The organism is Gleimia sp. 6138-11-ORH1 (genome assembly GCF_024814355.1).
Classification (GTDB): Bacteria; Actinomycetota; Actinomycetes; order Actinomycetales; family Actinomycetaceae; genus Gleimia.
The window spans coordinates 18,316-34,784 of record NZ_JANUXV010000006.1 but is presented as its reverse complement, the minus strand read 5'-3'; the positions used below and the strand labels follow the sequence as shown (position 1 = coordinate 34,784).

The following is a 16,469-nucleotide window of genomic DNA, read 5'->3' as shown; positions in this document are numbered from 1 at the left end:
AAAAGTGATGAATATGCGTTTTGCGTCAATGCGCACATACACTCTAAGATTACCTGTTTAATCTAGTTTTCGTGGGGACTTATTACCCGTTTATAAAGTCCCCACGAAAACTAACAGACACCTGAGGTTACTTAACGCGATTAGCTAAATAGAACTCAATCAAACCCTGCGTAGAGGGGTCTTGCTGTGCCAATACTTCACGGTCCCCTGCCACTGCTGGAGTTAGCTGGTTCGCCAACTGCTTCCCCAATTCCACACCCCATTGGTCGAAAGAATTAACGCCCCAGACAATCCCCTGCACAAAAGTAATATGCTCATAAAGGGCAATCAACTGTCCCAAAACAGCTGGAGTTAAAGCCGCCGCCATAATCGAAGTAGAAGGCTTATTACCAGCAAAAACGCGGGCTGGCACAATTTCTTCCGCCGTTCCTTCAGCACGCACTTCCTCTGCAGTTTTCCCAAAAGCTAAAGCCTTAGTCTGCGCGAAGAAATTCCCTAAGAACAGCTCATGCATATCATTTTCGCCATCTACAAAAGCCCAGGTTGGGTTAGCAAAAGCAATAAAGTCAGCCGGTACCAGGCGAGTCCCCTGATGGATCAGCTGATAGAAAGCGTGCTGCCCATTGGTTCCTGGTTCCCCCCAGAAGATCTCACCCGTCTGGTAATTAACAGCTTCACCAGCCCAGGTGACGGACTTACCGTTAGATTCCATAGTTAGCTGCTGCAAGTAGGCGGGGAAACGAGAAAGGAACTGCGCGTAAGGAAGTACCGCGTGGGTATGGGCATCTAAGAAATTCACGTACCACACGTTTAATAAGCCCATTAAAGCTGGGACATTTTCCTGCCACGGTAAAGTCCTAAAATGTTCATCTACCGTGTGGAAGCCAGCTAAAAACTCAGCGAAAACAGCTGGGCCTAAGACTACCGCTAAAGAAGTTCCCACCGCAGAATCAACTGAGTAGCGTCCCCCCACCCAGTTCCAAAAACCAAAAGCATTTACCGGGTCAATCCCAAAAGCAGCTACCTTATCTAAAGCAGTTGAAACTGCCACGAAGTGAGCTGCCACCGCATCGGCTTCACTGGCATCGCCCTCGAAAACTCCGCGCTGACGCAACCCATCTAACAACCACTGCCGGACTACGCGCGCATTAGTTAAAGTCTCTAAAGTCGTAAAAGTCTTAGAAGCAACAATCACTAAAGTGGTTTCAGGATCTAAATCTTTAGTTTTTTCCCCCGCGTCAGTGGGATCAATATTGGAAATATAGCGGGCGGTTAAACCAGGTTGCGCATAGGGTTTCAACGCTTCATAAACCATTACCGGCCCTAAATCAGAACCACCAATGCCGATATTAACAATCGTTTCAATCCGCTTCCCAGTGACCCCTTTCCACTGACCAGAACGCACCTTTTCAGCGAAAGCATAAACTTTTTCCAGTTCAGTGTGCACATCGGCAACTACTTCAACCCCGTCTACTACCAGTTCAGAGCCAGCCGGTTTACGCAACGCCGTATGCAAAACTGCGCGGTCTTCAGTGTTATTTATGTGCTCGCCCGCAAACATAGCGTCAATCCGCTCCCGCAAATTAACTTCATCTGCCAGCGCACACAAATCCGCCAAAATCTCATCAGTTAGCAAATTCTTAGACAAATCGACGTGTAAGTCCCCTAAAGTACGCGAATACTCGGAAGCTCGCTGCGGGTTTTGAGCGAACCAGGCGCGTAAGTTAGGAGTAAAGTTTGCTGCGGTTGTTTCCAAACGTTTCCAAGCGGAAGTTGCGGTAGGGTTTACTGGATTTACCATCTTATTCTTTCTACTTTTCAGTTACTAAAATACGGTTACTGATTCCGGAGCGTATATCGGCACATTTGCGGGAATAGAATCCGCAAACTCCATCGAAACAGTGGAAATAATCGGAGACAAAGAGAGCCACCACTGTTCAAATGGACGGCGGTTTTTAATATCTAAAACTTCCATCATGTGCTCCACCGGGTTAGAGTGCACTGCCGCGTCATTCATGCCCATGTAGCGGGCATCCTTCCCACCCCGTCCCAGGATTTCCTCCAGTTCCAAAATCGCTTCATACACCAGGTGGGTGGCAAGTAGGCGATCAAACGGCGTCGGCGCACCCCCCTGCTGCAAATGTCCGAGGGCGGAATGGCGCACGTCATACATTCCCTCACCCTCCGTTTCAAAAACGCGTGCTAAGAACTCACGGTTATAAACGTCATGAGCTTCCTCATTGCGAACTACCAAAAAGAGCTTACGCCCATGACCGAATGTTTCTTTCAAAGCAATCGCGTCATCATTGATAGCTGCCAAATCAACCGGCAGTTCATTTAAGTAGACTTTCTCAGCTCCCGAAGCAATCCCGGACATTAATGCCAGGTACCCACAGCGACGCCCCATCGTATCGGCTACGAAACAACGGTGTGAAGCGGCAGCGCTTTCCTTAATCCGATCAAGCGCCCACACCGCATTATTTAAAGCAGTATCAGCCCCAATCGACAGATCTGAACCGGGAAGATTATTATCAATCGTGGCAGGAACCAGCATAATCGGGATATTAAACGCCGGGTAACGGTCGCGTTCTTTCACCATCGAATAAACTGCTTCGTAGGCGTTTAACCCACCGATTACCAGCAGCGCATCAATCCGACTATTTTCAATCGCTCGCCCAATCGAATAAAACTCTTCAACCCGCGGAACCGCGCGACGCGTCCCCAGGGCCGCGCCCCCTTTAAAAGCCCAGCCTTCTACCGCAGCCCAAGAAAGTGGTTCAACATTTCCTTCCGCTAAACCACGGAAAGACCCCTGGACGCCCAACATTTCAATGCCCGCGTCCAAACCGATCCGCACGGCAGCGCGCGCTGCCGTATTCATTCCCGGAGCTAAACCTCCGGCATGTAAAATCGCGATTCGTTTAGCGCCCTCGGGAATAATGTCAGTCTGCGGAGGCTCTGAAAGAATCGAATTAATCCGCATCATTTTCGCGAAACTTGTCCCCCGCGCCTCAGTAGCTGCCGTGAAATTCTTTTCAGCAATCAACTTGCCCACCCGACGGGTAGCTGCCACTGCTTCCATCAGCGGAATCCGGGTTACGCGGTTGCGACGCACCCCTAAAATATTCGCCGGCTTTTGTGGGTCTGCCTGCAAAATCTCATGAGCAGCCGCATACCCTAACAAAGTTGGCATCCAACGGTCGTAAGCTGACGGAGTGCCACCGCGCTGCACGTGACCTAAAATCGTAATTCGCGGGGTAACTCCCAGCTCTTTTTCAATCACCGCAGCCACATCAGCACTGGTAATCCGATTGCCTTCAGCATCTAAAGCACCCTCAGCTACAATAACAATCGACTCACGCCTACCAGCTTCACGGCCTAAGCTGAGCTTAATAGCCATATCCTTTTCCCAACCCACCTGCGGGGGATTTTCCGGCGTGAAAACATAGTCAGCTCCACCTGCCACCGCAGCCATCAACGGCAGATAACCACAGTGGCGGCCCATCACTTCAATCACGAAAGTACGCTGGTGAGACGCAGCTGTGGCCGAAACATTATCAATCGCATCAACTATCCGGTGCAGGGCAGAGTCAGCGCCGATAGTCATATCAGTGCCCACCAGGTCATTATCAATTGAACCCACTAAGCCCACAATCACTAAAGTTGGGTGAGCGGCAGCTACTTCAGCAGTAATTTCCCCTTGCGCCAGAAGTTCTGCAACCAGTTCTGGCCATTCATTTTTAAACTCGTTAGTGCCAGTTAAAGACCCGTCACCGCCGATTACCACCAGGCGGTCAATCCCGTGCGCTAATAGGTTTTTACAGGCTTGCCGGCGGCCGTCTTTTTCTCTAAAAGCGGGGCAACGAGCAGTGCCGATAACAGTTCCGCCCTCGTTAAGAATCGAAGAAACATCATTCCAGCCCATTTGCTTAATGCGGTCCCCGCCATCAACGGCGCCCTGCCAGCCTTCCATCACCGCATAGGGGGTGGCTCCCAGTTTTAAGGCCGTCCGGATTACCGCCCGAACAGCTGCGTTCATACCTTGAGCATCGCCTCCAGAAGTGAGGATGCCTAGACGTTTTTCACCTGCGGTCATTTTTATTCTCCAGTTCGAGGGTTGTGTCGCTTCTATTATCCTCTGTTTAGCTATTTATATCCACGTTTTTCGGTTAATTCTTAACTGGAAAACTCTGCTAGCTGCGCCGCCTCAAACCCAAATACGGTCTGTTCTACCTGAGCTTTATCTCCGGCAACAAAAACCCATTCAGTATTTTTTGTGTGGCTGACTTTGCCAACTTTTTCACCGCTTGGTGAGTGGATACCTGTTTTCGCTCCCACGTAACGGGCGTGTTCAAACCCCAGGGCAACTACTTTTTCTTTTCCAATCCCCAGCAGCTGATCTTTCATTTGCGCTGCGGATATCCAAGATTCGTTGTTGTAGGAAATAATCAGTAAGTCAGCGCGGGCTCTGCTTAGTAAATCAAAAAAAGCTTCTTGCATGGTGCGCTTATAGTTGAATACGGATTTAGTTTCGGCTTCTTTTGCGTCCACCCGTTTACAAGCCACTCCGTAAACTTCCGGTTCGTCCCAGCGCACCAGAGTTTCCCAAATGTGATAGTTGGTGAAGTAGCGGTGCTGGTTGTAGGGGGGATCTAGATAGAGGATTCCTGTAGGGGCCAGTTCATCGATTAAGTGCATTGCGTCTCCGAGTTTTGCTTCCCCTGCCCCGGGAAGTAGTTTGGGAGTGCGCATTTCTAAATCGTTGTAAGATCGGGGAGCCCATTTTTTCAGGTAGGCCATTTGCACGCCGATAGTTGAGTCCACTCGGTCGGCTGCTTCCATCAGGCTGGTAAGTAGTAGCGGGTAAAGTGGGGTTCCTAAATACTGGTTTTCAATCTCGTTGCGGATCGCATCTATTCTGACGCCATTGTGGGGTTGAAAGAAACGAGATTTTTCGCAAAAGGTTTCTGTGAAGTAACCGGATTTTCCAGGAAGCTGATTTAAGTGGTTTAACGCTTCATTTAGTTCATTTGGATTAATTTGGGTTTCGTCTGTGGCCACGTAGGTTTGGGCTAATACGTGCGCGTAGGTAGCGATGTCGCAGGCGGTTGTGTGGAGACCTAAACGTTTGAATTCTTGGGCTACTCGAGTGGTTCCGGTGAAGAGGTCTACCGCGGTGGTCGCTTCAGATTGGCTGGCGAGTTTTCCTAAAATGGGGATAAAAACTCGCTTAGACCCAATGTATTTGAACACTTTGTTTCCTGCGCTCCTAGTGCTGGGTTAAGTTTAGACGGGTGAAGGTTGATCTAAAAATGGAATCGTCAAAATAAGCAAAAGCACGATTAAAACGATGAATGAAACATCGATAATCCAGTTTTTGGCTTTAAACCAAACCTCTTCTTGACTGAAGATCCGTCTGAAACCAACTATCAGAGCAAATCCTAAAAGTACCGCAACCCCGTAAAGTGGTTTAACAACTACAGCCAGGACAACGGCAGAAACGATGGTTAGTACCATTGCCGTCATAGAGAGCTTAATAGTTGTGCGGTTGCTGTTCACGATATTTATTTTAACGGTTCTTTTGAAAGAAACGTTAAATCTGCGCTCTGTAAAGTAAACCCAGCCTATCTGAGACAGGTTTATTTCAGTGGCTAAAGTGCCTATTTCCAGTGAAGTACATGGTGATCCCGGCAGCTTGTGCAGCGGCGATTACTTCTTCGTCGCGGATCGATCCGCCTGGTTGAACTACCGCTTTTACTCCCGCGTCTATCAAAATCTGCAGTCCATCTGCGAAAGGGAAGAATGCGTCCGAGGCCGCTACTGCCCCTTGGGCGCGTTGAGGGGGAGCAGTTTTTTCTACAGTTGCTTCGGTTTCATCGGCTGTTTTCACTTGTGTTTGTGCGGCATCGGCGGTGGCGCGTTCTCCGAGTGTGTTTGCTCTGGTTACTGCCAAAGTGCAGGAGTCTACGCGATTGACCTGTCCCATGCCGACGCCTACAGAGGCTCCGTCTTTAACGAGTAAAATCGCGTTAGAGCGAACAGCACGAACGGCTTTCCAAGCGAATTCAAGGTCTTTTAGGGTGGTTTCATCAGCGGCTTTTCCGGAGACTAAGGTCCAGTTTGCCGGGTTGTCTCCGCGGTCGGTTAGGGTGTCTGGTTCTTGAACTACCAGTCCTCCGGAGATTTGTTTGAATTCGGCAGTTTCTCTATGTGGGGGAACTACTTTTAATACCCGCAGATTCTTTTTAGTTGCGAGGATTTCAGCGGCGCCTGGTTCATAGTCGGGGGCGATGACTACTTCAGTGAAAATAGGGGCGATTTGTTTGGCGAGGGTGACGCTAACTGGACGGTTCACGGCGATTACGCCGCCAAAGGCTGAGACGGGATCGCACGCATGGGCTTTTAGATGTGCCTGGGCAATATCTGTTCCGATTGCGATTCCGCAGGGGTTCGCGTGTTTGATGATGGCGACGCAGGGTTCAGTATGATCGTAAGCGGCTCTTAAAGCAGCGTCTCCGTCAGTGTAGTTGTTGTAGCTCATTGCTTTTCCGGAAAGTTGCTGCGCATTAGCTATTCCGTTTGCCTCTGTTAGTTCACCGCCGAATCCAAGGGTTTTGGTGCGGTAAACAGCTCCTTTTTGCTGTGGGTTTTCACCATAGCGGAGGGTTTCTATTAGTTCCCACTGTCCGCCAACTACTGCGGGAGTTTGGGTGTTTTGTCCGGCGAACCAGCTGGCTACAGCCGCGTCGTAGGCGGCCGTGTGGGAGAAGGCTTGGGCTGCGAGTTGGAAACGGTGGCTGGCGGTAAATCCTCCGGCGCGGATTTCTTCGGCTATTTCACGGTAGGCTTGCGGATTAGTTACTACGGCTACGCAGGAGTGGTTTTTCGCTGCTGCGCGGATCATGGTTGGCCCACCAATGTCGATTTGTTCAATACATCCGGCGAAATCGGTTCCGGCCGCTACTGTAGCTGTGAAGGGGTAGAGATTTACCACTACCAGGTCAATGGGGGTTACGTTTAGTTCGTTTAGTTCTGCCAGATGGGTTGGTTTTGTGCAGTCTGCGAGGATTCCGGCGTGGATATGCGGGTGGAGTGTTTTCACCCGTCCTTCTAAGCATTCTGGGAAGCCGGTGACTTTTTCTACGGGAGTAACGGAGATTCCAGCAGCTGCGATTGTGGCTGCGGTGGATCCGGTGGAAAGAATTTCTACTCCGGCTTGGTCTAATACGGTGGCCAGTTCTTCCAGACCGGTTTTATCGTAAACAGAGATTAAGGCGCGACGGATGGGACGGCGGGTTTCAGTTGGGTGGCTCATCAGTACTCCGAGTGTTCAAGTTTTCCCGTATTTTGCTTAAGAAGCAGCTGGTATTTCAGCAAGGATGATCAGCGCCCAGGCGGGCGACGCTGGTCGGAGTAGTTTGTCGCTTCCCAATGGTTATTTCCATTTGCGCCAGTTGCGACATTTTTAGTTTAGTTAATTTCTACCCAGCGTCCGCGGGTTGTCCATCCCTTGACCATTAGTTTTTTCACGTATTCCACCAGTTGTGCGCGCTCGGCAACTTGGATACGTTCCAGCAGGGTTTCTAAGGTGTCGTCGCCGTGAATTGGGACTATAGTTTGGGCGATAATCCGGCCGGTATCGATTCCTGGATCAACGAAGAAAAGGGTGGCTCCGGTGTATTTTACGCCGTAGGCTAAGGCGTCGGCTGGCCCGTTTATTCCGGGGAAGGCCGGTAGGAGCGAGTTGTGGGTGTTGATTACTTTTCCGGCGAAGGCGCGGAGGAATTCGCTTCCCAGTAGTTTCAAGAAACCTGCTGAAATAATCAGGTCGGGGGCGTATTCTTTCACGAGGGCGGTCAGGGCACTGTCCCATTCGCTTCGCTGCGGGTAGTCTTTCACGGAGCAGACGAAGGTGGGGATATTTGCTTTATGGGCGCGTTCGCAACCGTAGGTATTTGCCCGGTCTGCGCCCACGGCAACGATTTCACATCCGTAGGCTGGGTCCTTACAAGCGTCGATTAACGCCTGTAGGTTGGTGCCTTTTCCAGATAGAAGAACTACCAGACGTTTAGGGGAGTTTTTCGTCATCTGTTTGTTTTATTCCTGTGGTTGGGGCTTCTTCTGCTGTTGTGGTGGATTCAGTTTCTGTTTCTGGTTCCGTTTCAGGTTCCAGCTCTGTTTCCGGTTCCGTTTCAGGTTCCAGCTCTGTTTCCGGTTCCGTTTCAGGTTCCAGCTCTGTTTCCGGTTCCGTTTCAGGTTCCAGCTCTGTTTCCGGTTCCGTTTCGGGTTCCAGCTCTGTTTCCGTTGTACCAGAGCTTGGGCTGGGTTTTTCTTCAGTTAGCTCTCCGCTTTGTAACAAAAGTAGCTCTGTTGTTTCCGCAATTTCTGAGTCTGTTAAAAGTTCGGCGGATTCGTTTTCTGCAAGGGAATCTTCTAACTGGGTTAAGTTAATTTCTTCTGACGAAACGGCAAGTAGTTTCAGTCTTTCTAAGGTGGTTTGGTGCAGTAAAACCATTACCAAAAATGAAGTTCCAGCCAGTTCAATGGTTAGATAGAGCCCAGCTGGAATCCAGTTTGGCCCCAGTAGACTAAGTCTCCCACTCCCATAAGTTCCCGAACTGGCCCACATTACAAAAAATAGGCAGGAAGCAAATAGGGGGAAGGACACTAAATAATTTTTTAGGATCTCAGTTAGGGAATATTCCCGCTGCATCCACGCTATGATTCCTCCAGCTAAAATCCCTAAAATAATGGGGAAGATTATCACCCAACTCCCCACCGGCGTTTGGGGAATGATTCCCAGTTCTGGAATAGCTGGGATCGGCATAATTATTGCTTGGCTCGGCGTTTGTAATGCGTCTGTTGCAGTATAAAATCCTGCGCCACTATACCAGGCGCCGGCAGTAGCTAGAATATTCGGTAAGAACAGCAGCTGGGCGAAAATAATCACTACTGTGTCTGCACTACTGGCGTTAAGCAGCTCATGAATGCCTACTACTCTTTGCCATCCCAAATAGTTGGCAATACCTACAGCTAAGGTAGTTCCAGTTAAGAGGGTAAGCCCCCAGACTTTTAAGTGTTTCACCGCCAGCTGGTAGGGTTGGATTATTTCCCATTTTGGTGGTCGTTCAGACCAACGTTGGAAAGTTATTAGCCAGGCAAATGCCGCCAGTAGCCAGATACCAAAAATAGTTGGAAGCAAGTTTACGTACTTAGCAAATGAAATCACCAGGAGCGTACTTAACAGGCTAAATCCCAGGGGAACTATCCCAGCTTGTAACCATGTTTTTGCCCCAGTATTTCTGGTTACCAATACCAAGGTGAGCAAAGTTAAACCGGTAATTAGTAGTGGGGTGAGTCTAAAACCTACTTCGCTTACTTGCGCCGGGGCGAAAAAGCCCAGGGCCCACAGTTCAAAGCTAATCTGGTTTACTGTATCCCAGTTTGTTTCTAATACCCAGCGGTTTGAAGCAGTGAAAATAAAAGCCGCTGCAGTTACCGCAAAGGCGGGTATTAAACTGACCATAACGGCAAGGACAGCTCCGAAAAGAAGTTTCCAATGCGTTTTCGTAATCTGCAAAATGATTACGGGCCGCTGTTTTTCTTCCAGTTCTTTAGCGCGTTTTTGCGCAGCTGCGCGGACGGCGGCAGAAGGAGTTCCCGTTTTTACGCGAGGTAATGTCTCTTTCTTATCGCCTTTGGGCACTGGGGCGATTGGTTCAGAAACTTCTTTTTCCGATGAGATTTCTTCAAAGGGCGCTCTAACAGTGTTTTCTTCTGGGGTTGCTGAAGAATCAGCTGTTGGAGCGGAAGTTTCATGTCCCAGTTGGGAGAGTGCTTCTGTGGGTGTGTTATCCGGATTTCTTTGCATTATCCAAACCGATGGTTCACCCCAGGGTGGCGATTACCTCGCGAACCAAGTTAGCGGTTTCAGTTGGGGTCTTTCCTACCTTAACACCTACTGCTTCTAAAGCGTCTTTCTTCGCTGCGGCGGTGCCTGAAGATCCCGAAACAATTGCGCCGGCATGCCCCATAGTTTTTCCTTCTGGAGCGGTGAAGCCAGCCACATAGCCAACTACTGGTTTCGTCACATGAGCAGCAATATATTCGGCGGCTCTTTCTTCTGCGTCTCCCCCGATTTCTCCGATCATCACGATTACGTCGGTTTCCGGATCAGCTTCAAAGGCGGCGAGGGCGTCAATGTGAATGGTCCCGATAACTGGATCTCCGCCGATACCAATACAAGTAGTGAATCCCAGATCGGCCAGCTCGTACATCATCTGGTAGGTAAGTGTCCCGGATTTAGAAACTAAACCAATTCTGCCCGGCCCAGTGATATCTGCGGGGGTAATCCCTACATTGGATTGTCCGGGGGAAATAATTCCGGGGCAGTTTGGGCCGATTAAGCGTACACCTGCGGCGGCGGCAGCTTGGCGGAATTCTACGGAGTCTTGGACGGGAACGCCCTCGGTAATCACTACAATTAGTTCTATTTTGGCGGCAACTGCTTCTAAAACCGCATCTTTGGTGAAGCGCGGGGGTACGAAAATCACCGAAATGTTTGCGCCGGTGGCTGCTTTTGCTTCCGCTACTGTCCCGTAAACGGGGACTTCATAGGTTCCGGCTCGCACCTGGTCGGCTAAAGGACCGTAGGGGGTGATTTCAAATTTCTGGATTTCACCGGCTTTGCGCGGGTTTACTCCGCCAACAATTTGAGTGCCTGAAGCAATCATTCGGGTAGTGTGTTTTGTGCCTTCTGCACCTGTCATACCTTGGACAATGACTTTGGAGTCGCGATTTAAAAAGATAGCCATGTTTTTCTCCCTATGCTCCCGCGGCCAGCTCAGCTGCTTTAGCTGCTGCCCCGTCCATGGTTTCAACCATTGTTACTAACGGATGATTTGCTTCTACCAGTATTTGGCGTCCTTCTGCTACTTTATTGCCGTCTAAACGAACCACAATCGGTTTAGTCGCATTTTCGCCAAGCAGTTCTAACGCGCCGATTACACCTTTGGCTACTTGGTCGCAGGCGGTGATTCCTCCAAAGACATTCACTAAGCAAGATTTAACCTGTTCGTCTCCAAGAATAATGTCTAACCCTTTTGCCATTATTTCGGCTGAGGCTCCCCCACCAATGTCCAGGAAGTTGGCGGGTCGTACTCCGTATTTTTCGCCGGCGTAGGCAACTACGTCAAGGGTGGACATGACCAGTCCGGCACCGTTTCCGATGATGCCTACTTCCCCGTTTAGACGCACGTAGTTTAGTCCCGCTGCTTTAGCTTTTGATTCTAAGGGATCTTCTGCGGTGAGGTCTTTTAGTTCAGCGTGTTCTGGGTGGCGGAAGATGGAGTTGTCGTCCAATGAGACTTTACCGTCCAGGGCAATGATGTCTCCGGTAGCAATTTTTACCAGGGGATTTACTTCCACTAAAGTTGCGTCTTCTTTTGCGTAAACTTCCCAGAGTTTCACTAAAACTGGGATGAGCTTTTCTTGTTCTGCGGTTTCAAATCCTGCTTGGGTGAGAATCTCTTTCGCTTTTGCTTCGTCTATCCCTACTGAAGCATCCAGGGGAACTTTAGCCAGGGCTTCTGGGCGTTCCTTAGCAAGCGTTTCAATGTCTACGCCACCTTCTTTTGAGCACATGGCCAGGTGGCAGCGGTTGGCGCGATCTAAAAGTATTGAGAAATAGTATTCTTCTGCGATGGTTGCGCCCTGGGCGATCATCACTTTCGCTACGGTGTGCCCTTTGATATCCATTCCGAGGATAGCGTCAGCGTGTTCTTTTGCTTCAGCGGGAGTTTTCGCCAGTTTAACGCCTCCGGCTTTACCTCGTCCCCCTACTTTTACTTGAGCTTTGACTACAACTACTGGGCTTGCGATAGTTTCAGCTGCTTGTTCTGCTGCTTCAGCAGTATTAACTACAATGCCTTTTAGGACGGGCACGCCATGAGCTTCAAAAAGGTCGCGGGCTTGGTATTCAAAGAGATCCACGCTGATTTCCTTCCGGTTCTTAAACGCTTCGGTTGCGTTTAATTGTTACAACTATTATGTTACAGCTTTTCTAGGGGTGCGTAGCGTAGCATGAGTCGCTTACCTTTCCCGTCGCCAAAATCAACATTTGCGACAGTTGATTTTCCGCTTCCTTCCATGCCGATTACGATGCCAGTTCCGTAGCTAGCGTGGCGTACTTTATCCCCGATTTTAAGGGAAATTCCCTCACTTTCCGAGGTCGCTTCAGCCGGCTGTTTTTGCTGCTGAGAGAGTTTTTGCGCGATTGATAAAGTTGCTTCAGATTTAAGCGTTTCCATCTCATATTCTGAAGCGCTGCGGGGGCCGCGGTAACTTAACCCACTTCCAAATGCGGGAGCAAAATCATCATCAGCTGAACCTGCCGCGTATCCTTCGGTGGCTGAGCTACTTTGCCGGTAGCTGGTGCCCCTGTTTCTAATTCCATTTCCGGCGCCATAACCACCACTGCGGTAGCGATCCATTTGTGTTTGCCCTCGGCGTATTTCTAATAGTTCGCTGGGAATGTCGTCTAAAAATCTTGAAGGTGGCAGATCTGTTGGGGTCCCCCAGGCAGATCGCACTGCAGCGCGCGATAGGTAGAGTTTTTTCCTAGCTCGAGTGATTGCCACATAAGCTAGGCGTCTTTCTTCGGCCAGTTCAGATACTTCCATTAAGGATCGTTGATGCGGGAAAGTGCCGTCTTCTAATCCGGTTACGAAAACTACGGGAAATTCTAACCCTTTAGCTGTATGCACTGTCATCAGGGTGATTTCTCCGGCATTTTCACTTTCTGAAGCTACCTGGTCGGCGTCTGCTACCAGGGCAACTCTTTCTAAAAAGTCGTGGAGTTGCCCAGTGGGGTTAGCTTTAGCAAAGTCGGTGGCAACAGAATGTAGTTCAGCCAGGTTTTCCACGCGGTTTAAATCCTGCGGGTCTTTAGATCGGCGTAGTTCTTCTAGGTATCCGGTAACATCTAAAATCTGATCCAGAACTTCTGCAATGGAATGCTCCTTGGCATACACTTGCATAGTTTCAATCGCTCCCCAAAAGGCGGCGATTGAGTTTAATGCTCGCGCAGTTAAGCCTGCCAGCGGAGCTGGATTTTCAATGAGGGCTTCCCGAATTTGCTGTTCCCAGGCGGCTGGGCTTACTTCAACGGTTTTTGCTTCCCCCTGGTCGCACCCTTTTTGGATCCACACTTGTCGTGCAGCTGCTCCGAAACTGATTCCTTCCATTTGCGCGTGGGCGGCCAATACTTGTTCGGCTTTGTCTCCGATTCCTCTGCGGGGGGTATTGATAATCCGCCGAATTGCCACTGCATCATCTGGGTTGGCAATAACTTGTAGGTAGGCTAAAGCGTCTTTGATTTCTTTGCGTTCGTAGAACTTTGTGCCGCCCACTACTCGATACGGAATCCCTGCTCTGACAAGTTGTTCTTCCAGGGCGCGTGACTGAGAGTTGGTGCGATAAAAGATCGCTATTTCTCCGTATTTGTATTCGCTTGGAGTTAAACGGCTGATTTCTTGAACCACTATTTTAGCTTCATCGTATTCTGATTCAGCTGCGTCATAGGCAATTAGTTCTCCAGCTCCAGAGGCTGTCCACAGAGCTTTAGCGCGGCGCCCATAGTTTTTTGAAATAACCGCATTGGCTGCTGACAGAATATTTTGAGTGGAACGGTAGTTTTGTTCCAGTACCACTGTGTGCGCATTTTGGAAATCTTTTTCAAATTCCTCAATATTGCGTATGGTGGCACCGCGGAAAGCGTAGATTGACTGGTCTGAGTCACCCACTACGGTTAGTTCTCCGGCGGGAAGGTCTGCGCCATTTCCAATTAATTCTCTGACCAGCACATATTGTGCGTGGTTGGTATCTTGATATTCATCTACCAGGATGTGGCGGAAACGCCGCCGGTAGTGTTCTGCCACCGCGGGATTGCTTTGGAGCAGTTGCACCACTTTCATAATTAGATCGTCAAAATCAACCGCATTTGCTTCGGTAAGTTGGCGTTGGTACTGCTGATACACCTGGGCTACCACTTTAGATACGGGATCGTTCGGGGCATTTTCTTGGTATTCTTGCCAGGTAATTAGCTCGTTTTTCAAGTCTGAAATGCGCGATCCTAGTAGTTTCAGCGTGAATCGTTTTGTGTCAATGTTCAGGTTCTTAGTTATTATTCCCAGGAGTTTTTGTGAGTCTGCTGCGTCGTAAATGGTGAAACTCGACCGCATTCCGGCTGCCTGATACTGTTCTCTAAGGATTCGCACGCAGGCGGAGTGAAAGGTAAATACCCACATTCGATTCGCGGTGGCACCCACCAGTTGATTTACCCGCTCTCGCATTTCTGCGGCTGCTTTATTCGTGAAGGTAATTGCTAATATTTCTCCGGCACGGGCCCGGCCGGTGCAGAGTAAATATGCAATCCGATGAGTCAGCACCCGAGTTTTTCCTGATCCTGCTCCGGCGATAATCAGCAGTGGGCTACCGGAGTGTGTAACCGCTTCTTGCTGCTGCGGATTAAGTCCCTGCAGCAGTTTGTCACAGTCAGCGTTCACTGAAAAATCACTGTTTTGGTGGGTTTTTTCAGCCTGCTGCTGATGGGGGGAAGTAACTATAAGTAGGTCTTCTACCGGGGGCAATCCAGGAAGAGCTACAGCGGGGTTATATGTACCTATTTGACTCACACTAATACCCTACCAGTATCGACAGACAGGCTTATATTTATAGTTTTGCGGGTGAGTTTTCTAAATCTAAAAACTCACCCGCAAAGCGTTTAGTTTAAGTCAGTTGCCCCTGCAGAGGCTTCTGGGGCAACTTCTCTAATGATTTCTTGGAGGGCTTCCCCGATTGGGTAAAGCGGTGAAGAGGCGCGCATCGCGAAGTAAACGGTACGCGACGGCCCGTTCTCACCAAATTCCGTAATGTGTAATCCGTCTGGATTCTGAATTGGGGGGATAACTGAGAGGCGGGGAAGTAGGGTAGCTCCATAACCGGATGCAACCATATTGCAGAGCACGGGGAAAGAGGACGCACGAAAATCCATTTGTTTCGCATGGGCAGTGCGGCAAATTTCTAGCGACTGAGTTGTTAGACAGTGTCCTTCATTTAAAACTAATAGTTCAGTAGACTGCAGGTCTTCAACTTTTAAGGGGCGCTCTAAGTTAGCCAGTGGGTGATCTTTAGTAGAACCGAATACAAAGTCTTCTTTGAAAAGTGGTTTTACTACCAGACGTTCGTCTTGCGGGATTTCCCCTAAAACTACCCCGTCCAGTTCTCCTTTAATGAGCATTTCTTGGAGGACTTCATTTTTATCTTCTACTAGCCGTACGGTGATATTTGGCAATTCTGTACGGATACGCCCCATAATGCGTGGCAATAGGTAGGGTCCCAGGGTTGTAAAGAGACCCAGGGTGAAGGTACCTGAGTGTGGGTCACGGGCACGCTCAGCGAAGTGTTGAATAGCTTCGGCTTTTTCAATGATGCCCCGAGCATAGTCTAAAATTTCTTGCCCAACTGGAGTTATGATGATTCCTTGGCTGGTGCGTTCAACTAAAGTAGCCCCGATTTTTTCTTCAAGTTTGCGGATTTGTGTTGAGAGAGTTGGCTGAGATACCCCGCAGCGTTGCGCAGCTTTGGTGAAGCTGCGTTCATCAACTAGGGTGATAAAGTAATGCAAGTCACGGATATTCATGGCTTCCTTACTGTGTGTGAATATGAATTTATTAGGTCAGTCTACTCATTTTGTAATCAGTCTACTCACACATATTAAACTAATGTGACAACTCATTGCCACATGTATGCTCATATTAAATTCCGCTGGCTTGCCCAATGTGTTAATTCATTTCGATTGGATAGTTGTAACTTTCTAAGTACGGCTGAAACGTGGGTTTCTATCGTTTTAATTGAGATGAATAGTTCTGCTGCCGCTTCCTTGTAGGTATATCCACGAGCTATCAAACGCATTACTTCTTGTTCGCGGGTAGAAAGAAGATCAAGTTCTTCATCGGTGACATTAGTTTGGGTACTTCCGAAAGCATCTAAAACAAAACCAGCTAAGCGGGGTGAGAAAGCTGCGTCACCGGCACCGACTCGTTCAATTGCTTGGATTAGTTCGGGGGTGGAAATAGTTTTGGTGACGTATCCGCGAGCGCCGGCGCGGATCACTGCAACTACGTCTTCGGCTGCGTCTGAAACGGAGAGTGCCAGAAAGCGGGTGGGGCTGTTTTTGCAGCGGGCAGCTACTTCTGCTCCGCCTCCGCCGGTTCCTCCTGGCATATGTACGTCTAAAAGGGCAACTTGGGGAGTGAGTTGTTGTACCAGGGAAATAGCGTTGTCTACGTCGGCTGCTTCTCCAACGATTTGGATTTGGGTGGGGTATTTTTCGAGTTCAAAGCGGATTCCTGCGCGTACCAGTGGGTGGTCGTCGATGATTACCACGGAAATTGGTTGTTCCGGCATGG

At 49.3% G+C, this 16,469-nt stretch carries 12 protein-coding genes and 1 riboswitch; all 12 genes read right to left on the bottom strand.

The genetic code is table 11. From position 1 onward, the window contains the following. Positions 1-127 precede the first annotated feature (127 nt). A complete protein-coding gene (gene pgi / locus NXS08_RS06910; RefSeq protein ID WP_259138833.1) occupies positions 128-1,801 on the bottom strand; it encodes a glucose-6-phosphate isomerase in 1,674 nt (557 codons plus the stop codon). 24 nt (positions 1,802-1,825) lie between these two features. Continuing rightward, the gene (locus tag NXS08_RS06905; RefSeq protein WP_259138831.1) at positions 1,826-4,096 is read right to left on the bottom strand and encodes a 6-phosphofructokinase; all 2,271 of its coding nucleotides are present in this window, start codon (positions 4,094-4,096) and stop codon (positions 1,826-1,828) included. An 80-nt stretch (positions 4,097-4,176) separates the two neighbouring features. Then, entirely contained in the window at positions 4,177-5,253 is a 1,077-nt protein-coding gene (locus NXS08_RS06900; protein WP_259138829.1) for a DNA adenine methylase, read from the bottom strand. 33 nt (positions 5,254-5,286) lie between these two features. Beyond that, entirely contained in the window at positions 5,287-5,559 is a 273-nt protein-coding gene (locus NXS08_RS06895) for a hypothetical protein (RefSeq protein WP_259138827.1), read from the bottom strand. 85 nt (positions 5,560-5,644) lie between these two features. Continuing rightward, a complete protein-coding gene (gene purH, locus NXS08_RS06890) occupies positions 5,645-7,315 on the bottom strand; it encodes a bifunctional phosphoribosylaminoimidazolecarboxamide formyltransferase/IMP cyclohydrolase (RefSeq protein ID WP_259138825.1) in 1,671 nt (556 codons plus the stop codon). A gap of 66 nt (positions 7,316-7,381) precedes the next feature. Continuing rightward, a riboswitch (ZMP/ZTP riboswitch) is annotated at positions 7,382-7,468 on the bottom strand. A 2-nt stretch (positions 7,469-7,470) separates the two neighbouring features. Continuing rightward, complete coding sequence (gene purN, locus NXS08_RS06885; RefSeq protein WP_259138823.1) at positions 7,471-8,088, bottom strand: phosphoribosylglycinamide formyltransferase; 618 nt, start codon at positions 8,086-8,088, stop codon at positions 7,471-7,473. Next, on the bottom strand, positions 8,069-9,871 hold the full coding sequence (locus tag NXS08_RS06880; protein WP_259138821.1) for a DUF6350 family protein: 1,803 nt from the start codon (positions 9,869-9,871) through the stop codon (positions 8,069-8,071). The genes purN and NXS08_RS06880 overlap by 20 nt, the downstream gene beginning before the upstream one ends. Before the next feature lie 16 nt (positions 9,872-9,887). Next, entirely contained in the window at positions 9,888-10,814 is a 927-nt protein-coding gene (gene sucD, locus NXS08_RS06875; RefSeq protein ID WP_259138819.1) for a succinate--CoA ligase subunit alpha, read from the bottom strand. A gap of 10 nt (positions 10,815-10,824) precedes the next feature. After that, entirely contained in the window at positions 10,825-11,991 is a 1,167-nt protein-coding gene (sucC, locus tag NXS08_RS06870; RefSeq protein WP_259138817.1) for an ADP-forming succinate--CoA ligase subunit beta, read from the bottom strand. Between the two features lie 59 nt (positions 11,992-12,050). After that, a complete protein-coding gene (locus tag NXS08_RS06865) occupies positions 12,051-14,693 on the bottom strand; it encodes a UvrD-helicase domain-containing protein (RefSeq protein ID WP_259138815.1) in 2,643 nt (880 codons plus the stop codon). A gap of 89 nt (positions 14,694-14,782) precedes the next feature. Further along, a complete protein-coding gene (locus NXS08_RS06860) occupies positions 14,783-15,700 on the bottom strand; it encodes a LysR substrate-binding domain-containing protein (RefSeq protein WP_259138813.1) in 918 nt (305 codons plus the stop codon). Between the two features lie 110 nt (positions 15,701-15,810). Then, entirely contained in the window at positions 15,811-16,467 is a 657-nt protein-coding gene (locus NXS08_RS06855) for a response regulator transcription factor (RefSeq protein WP_259138811.1), read from the bottom strand. Positions 16,468-16,469 lie beyond the last annotated feature (2 nt).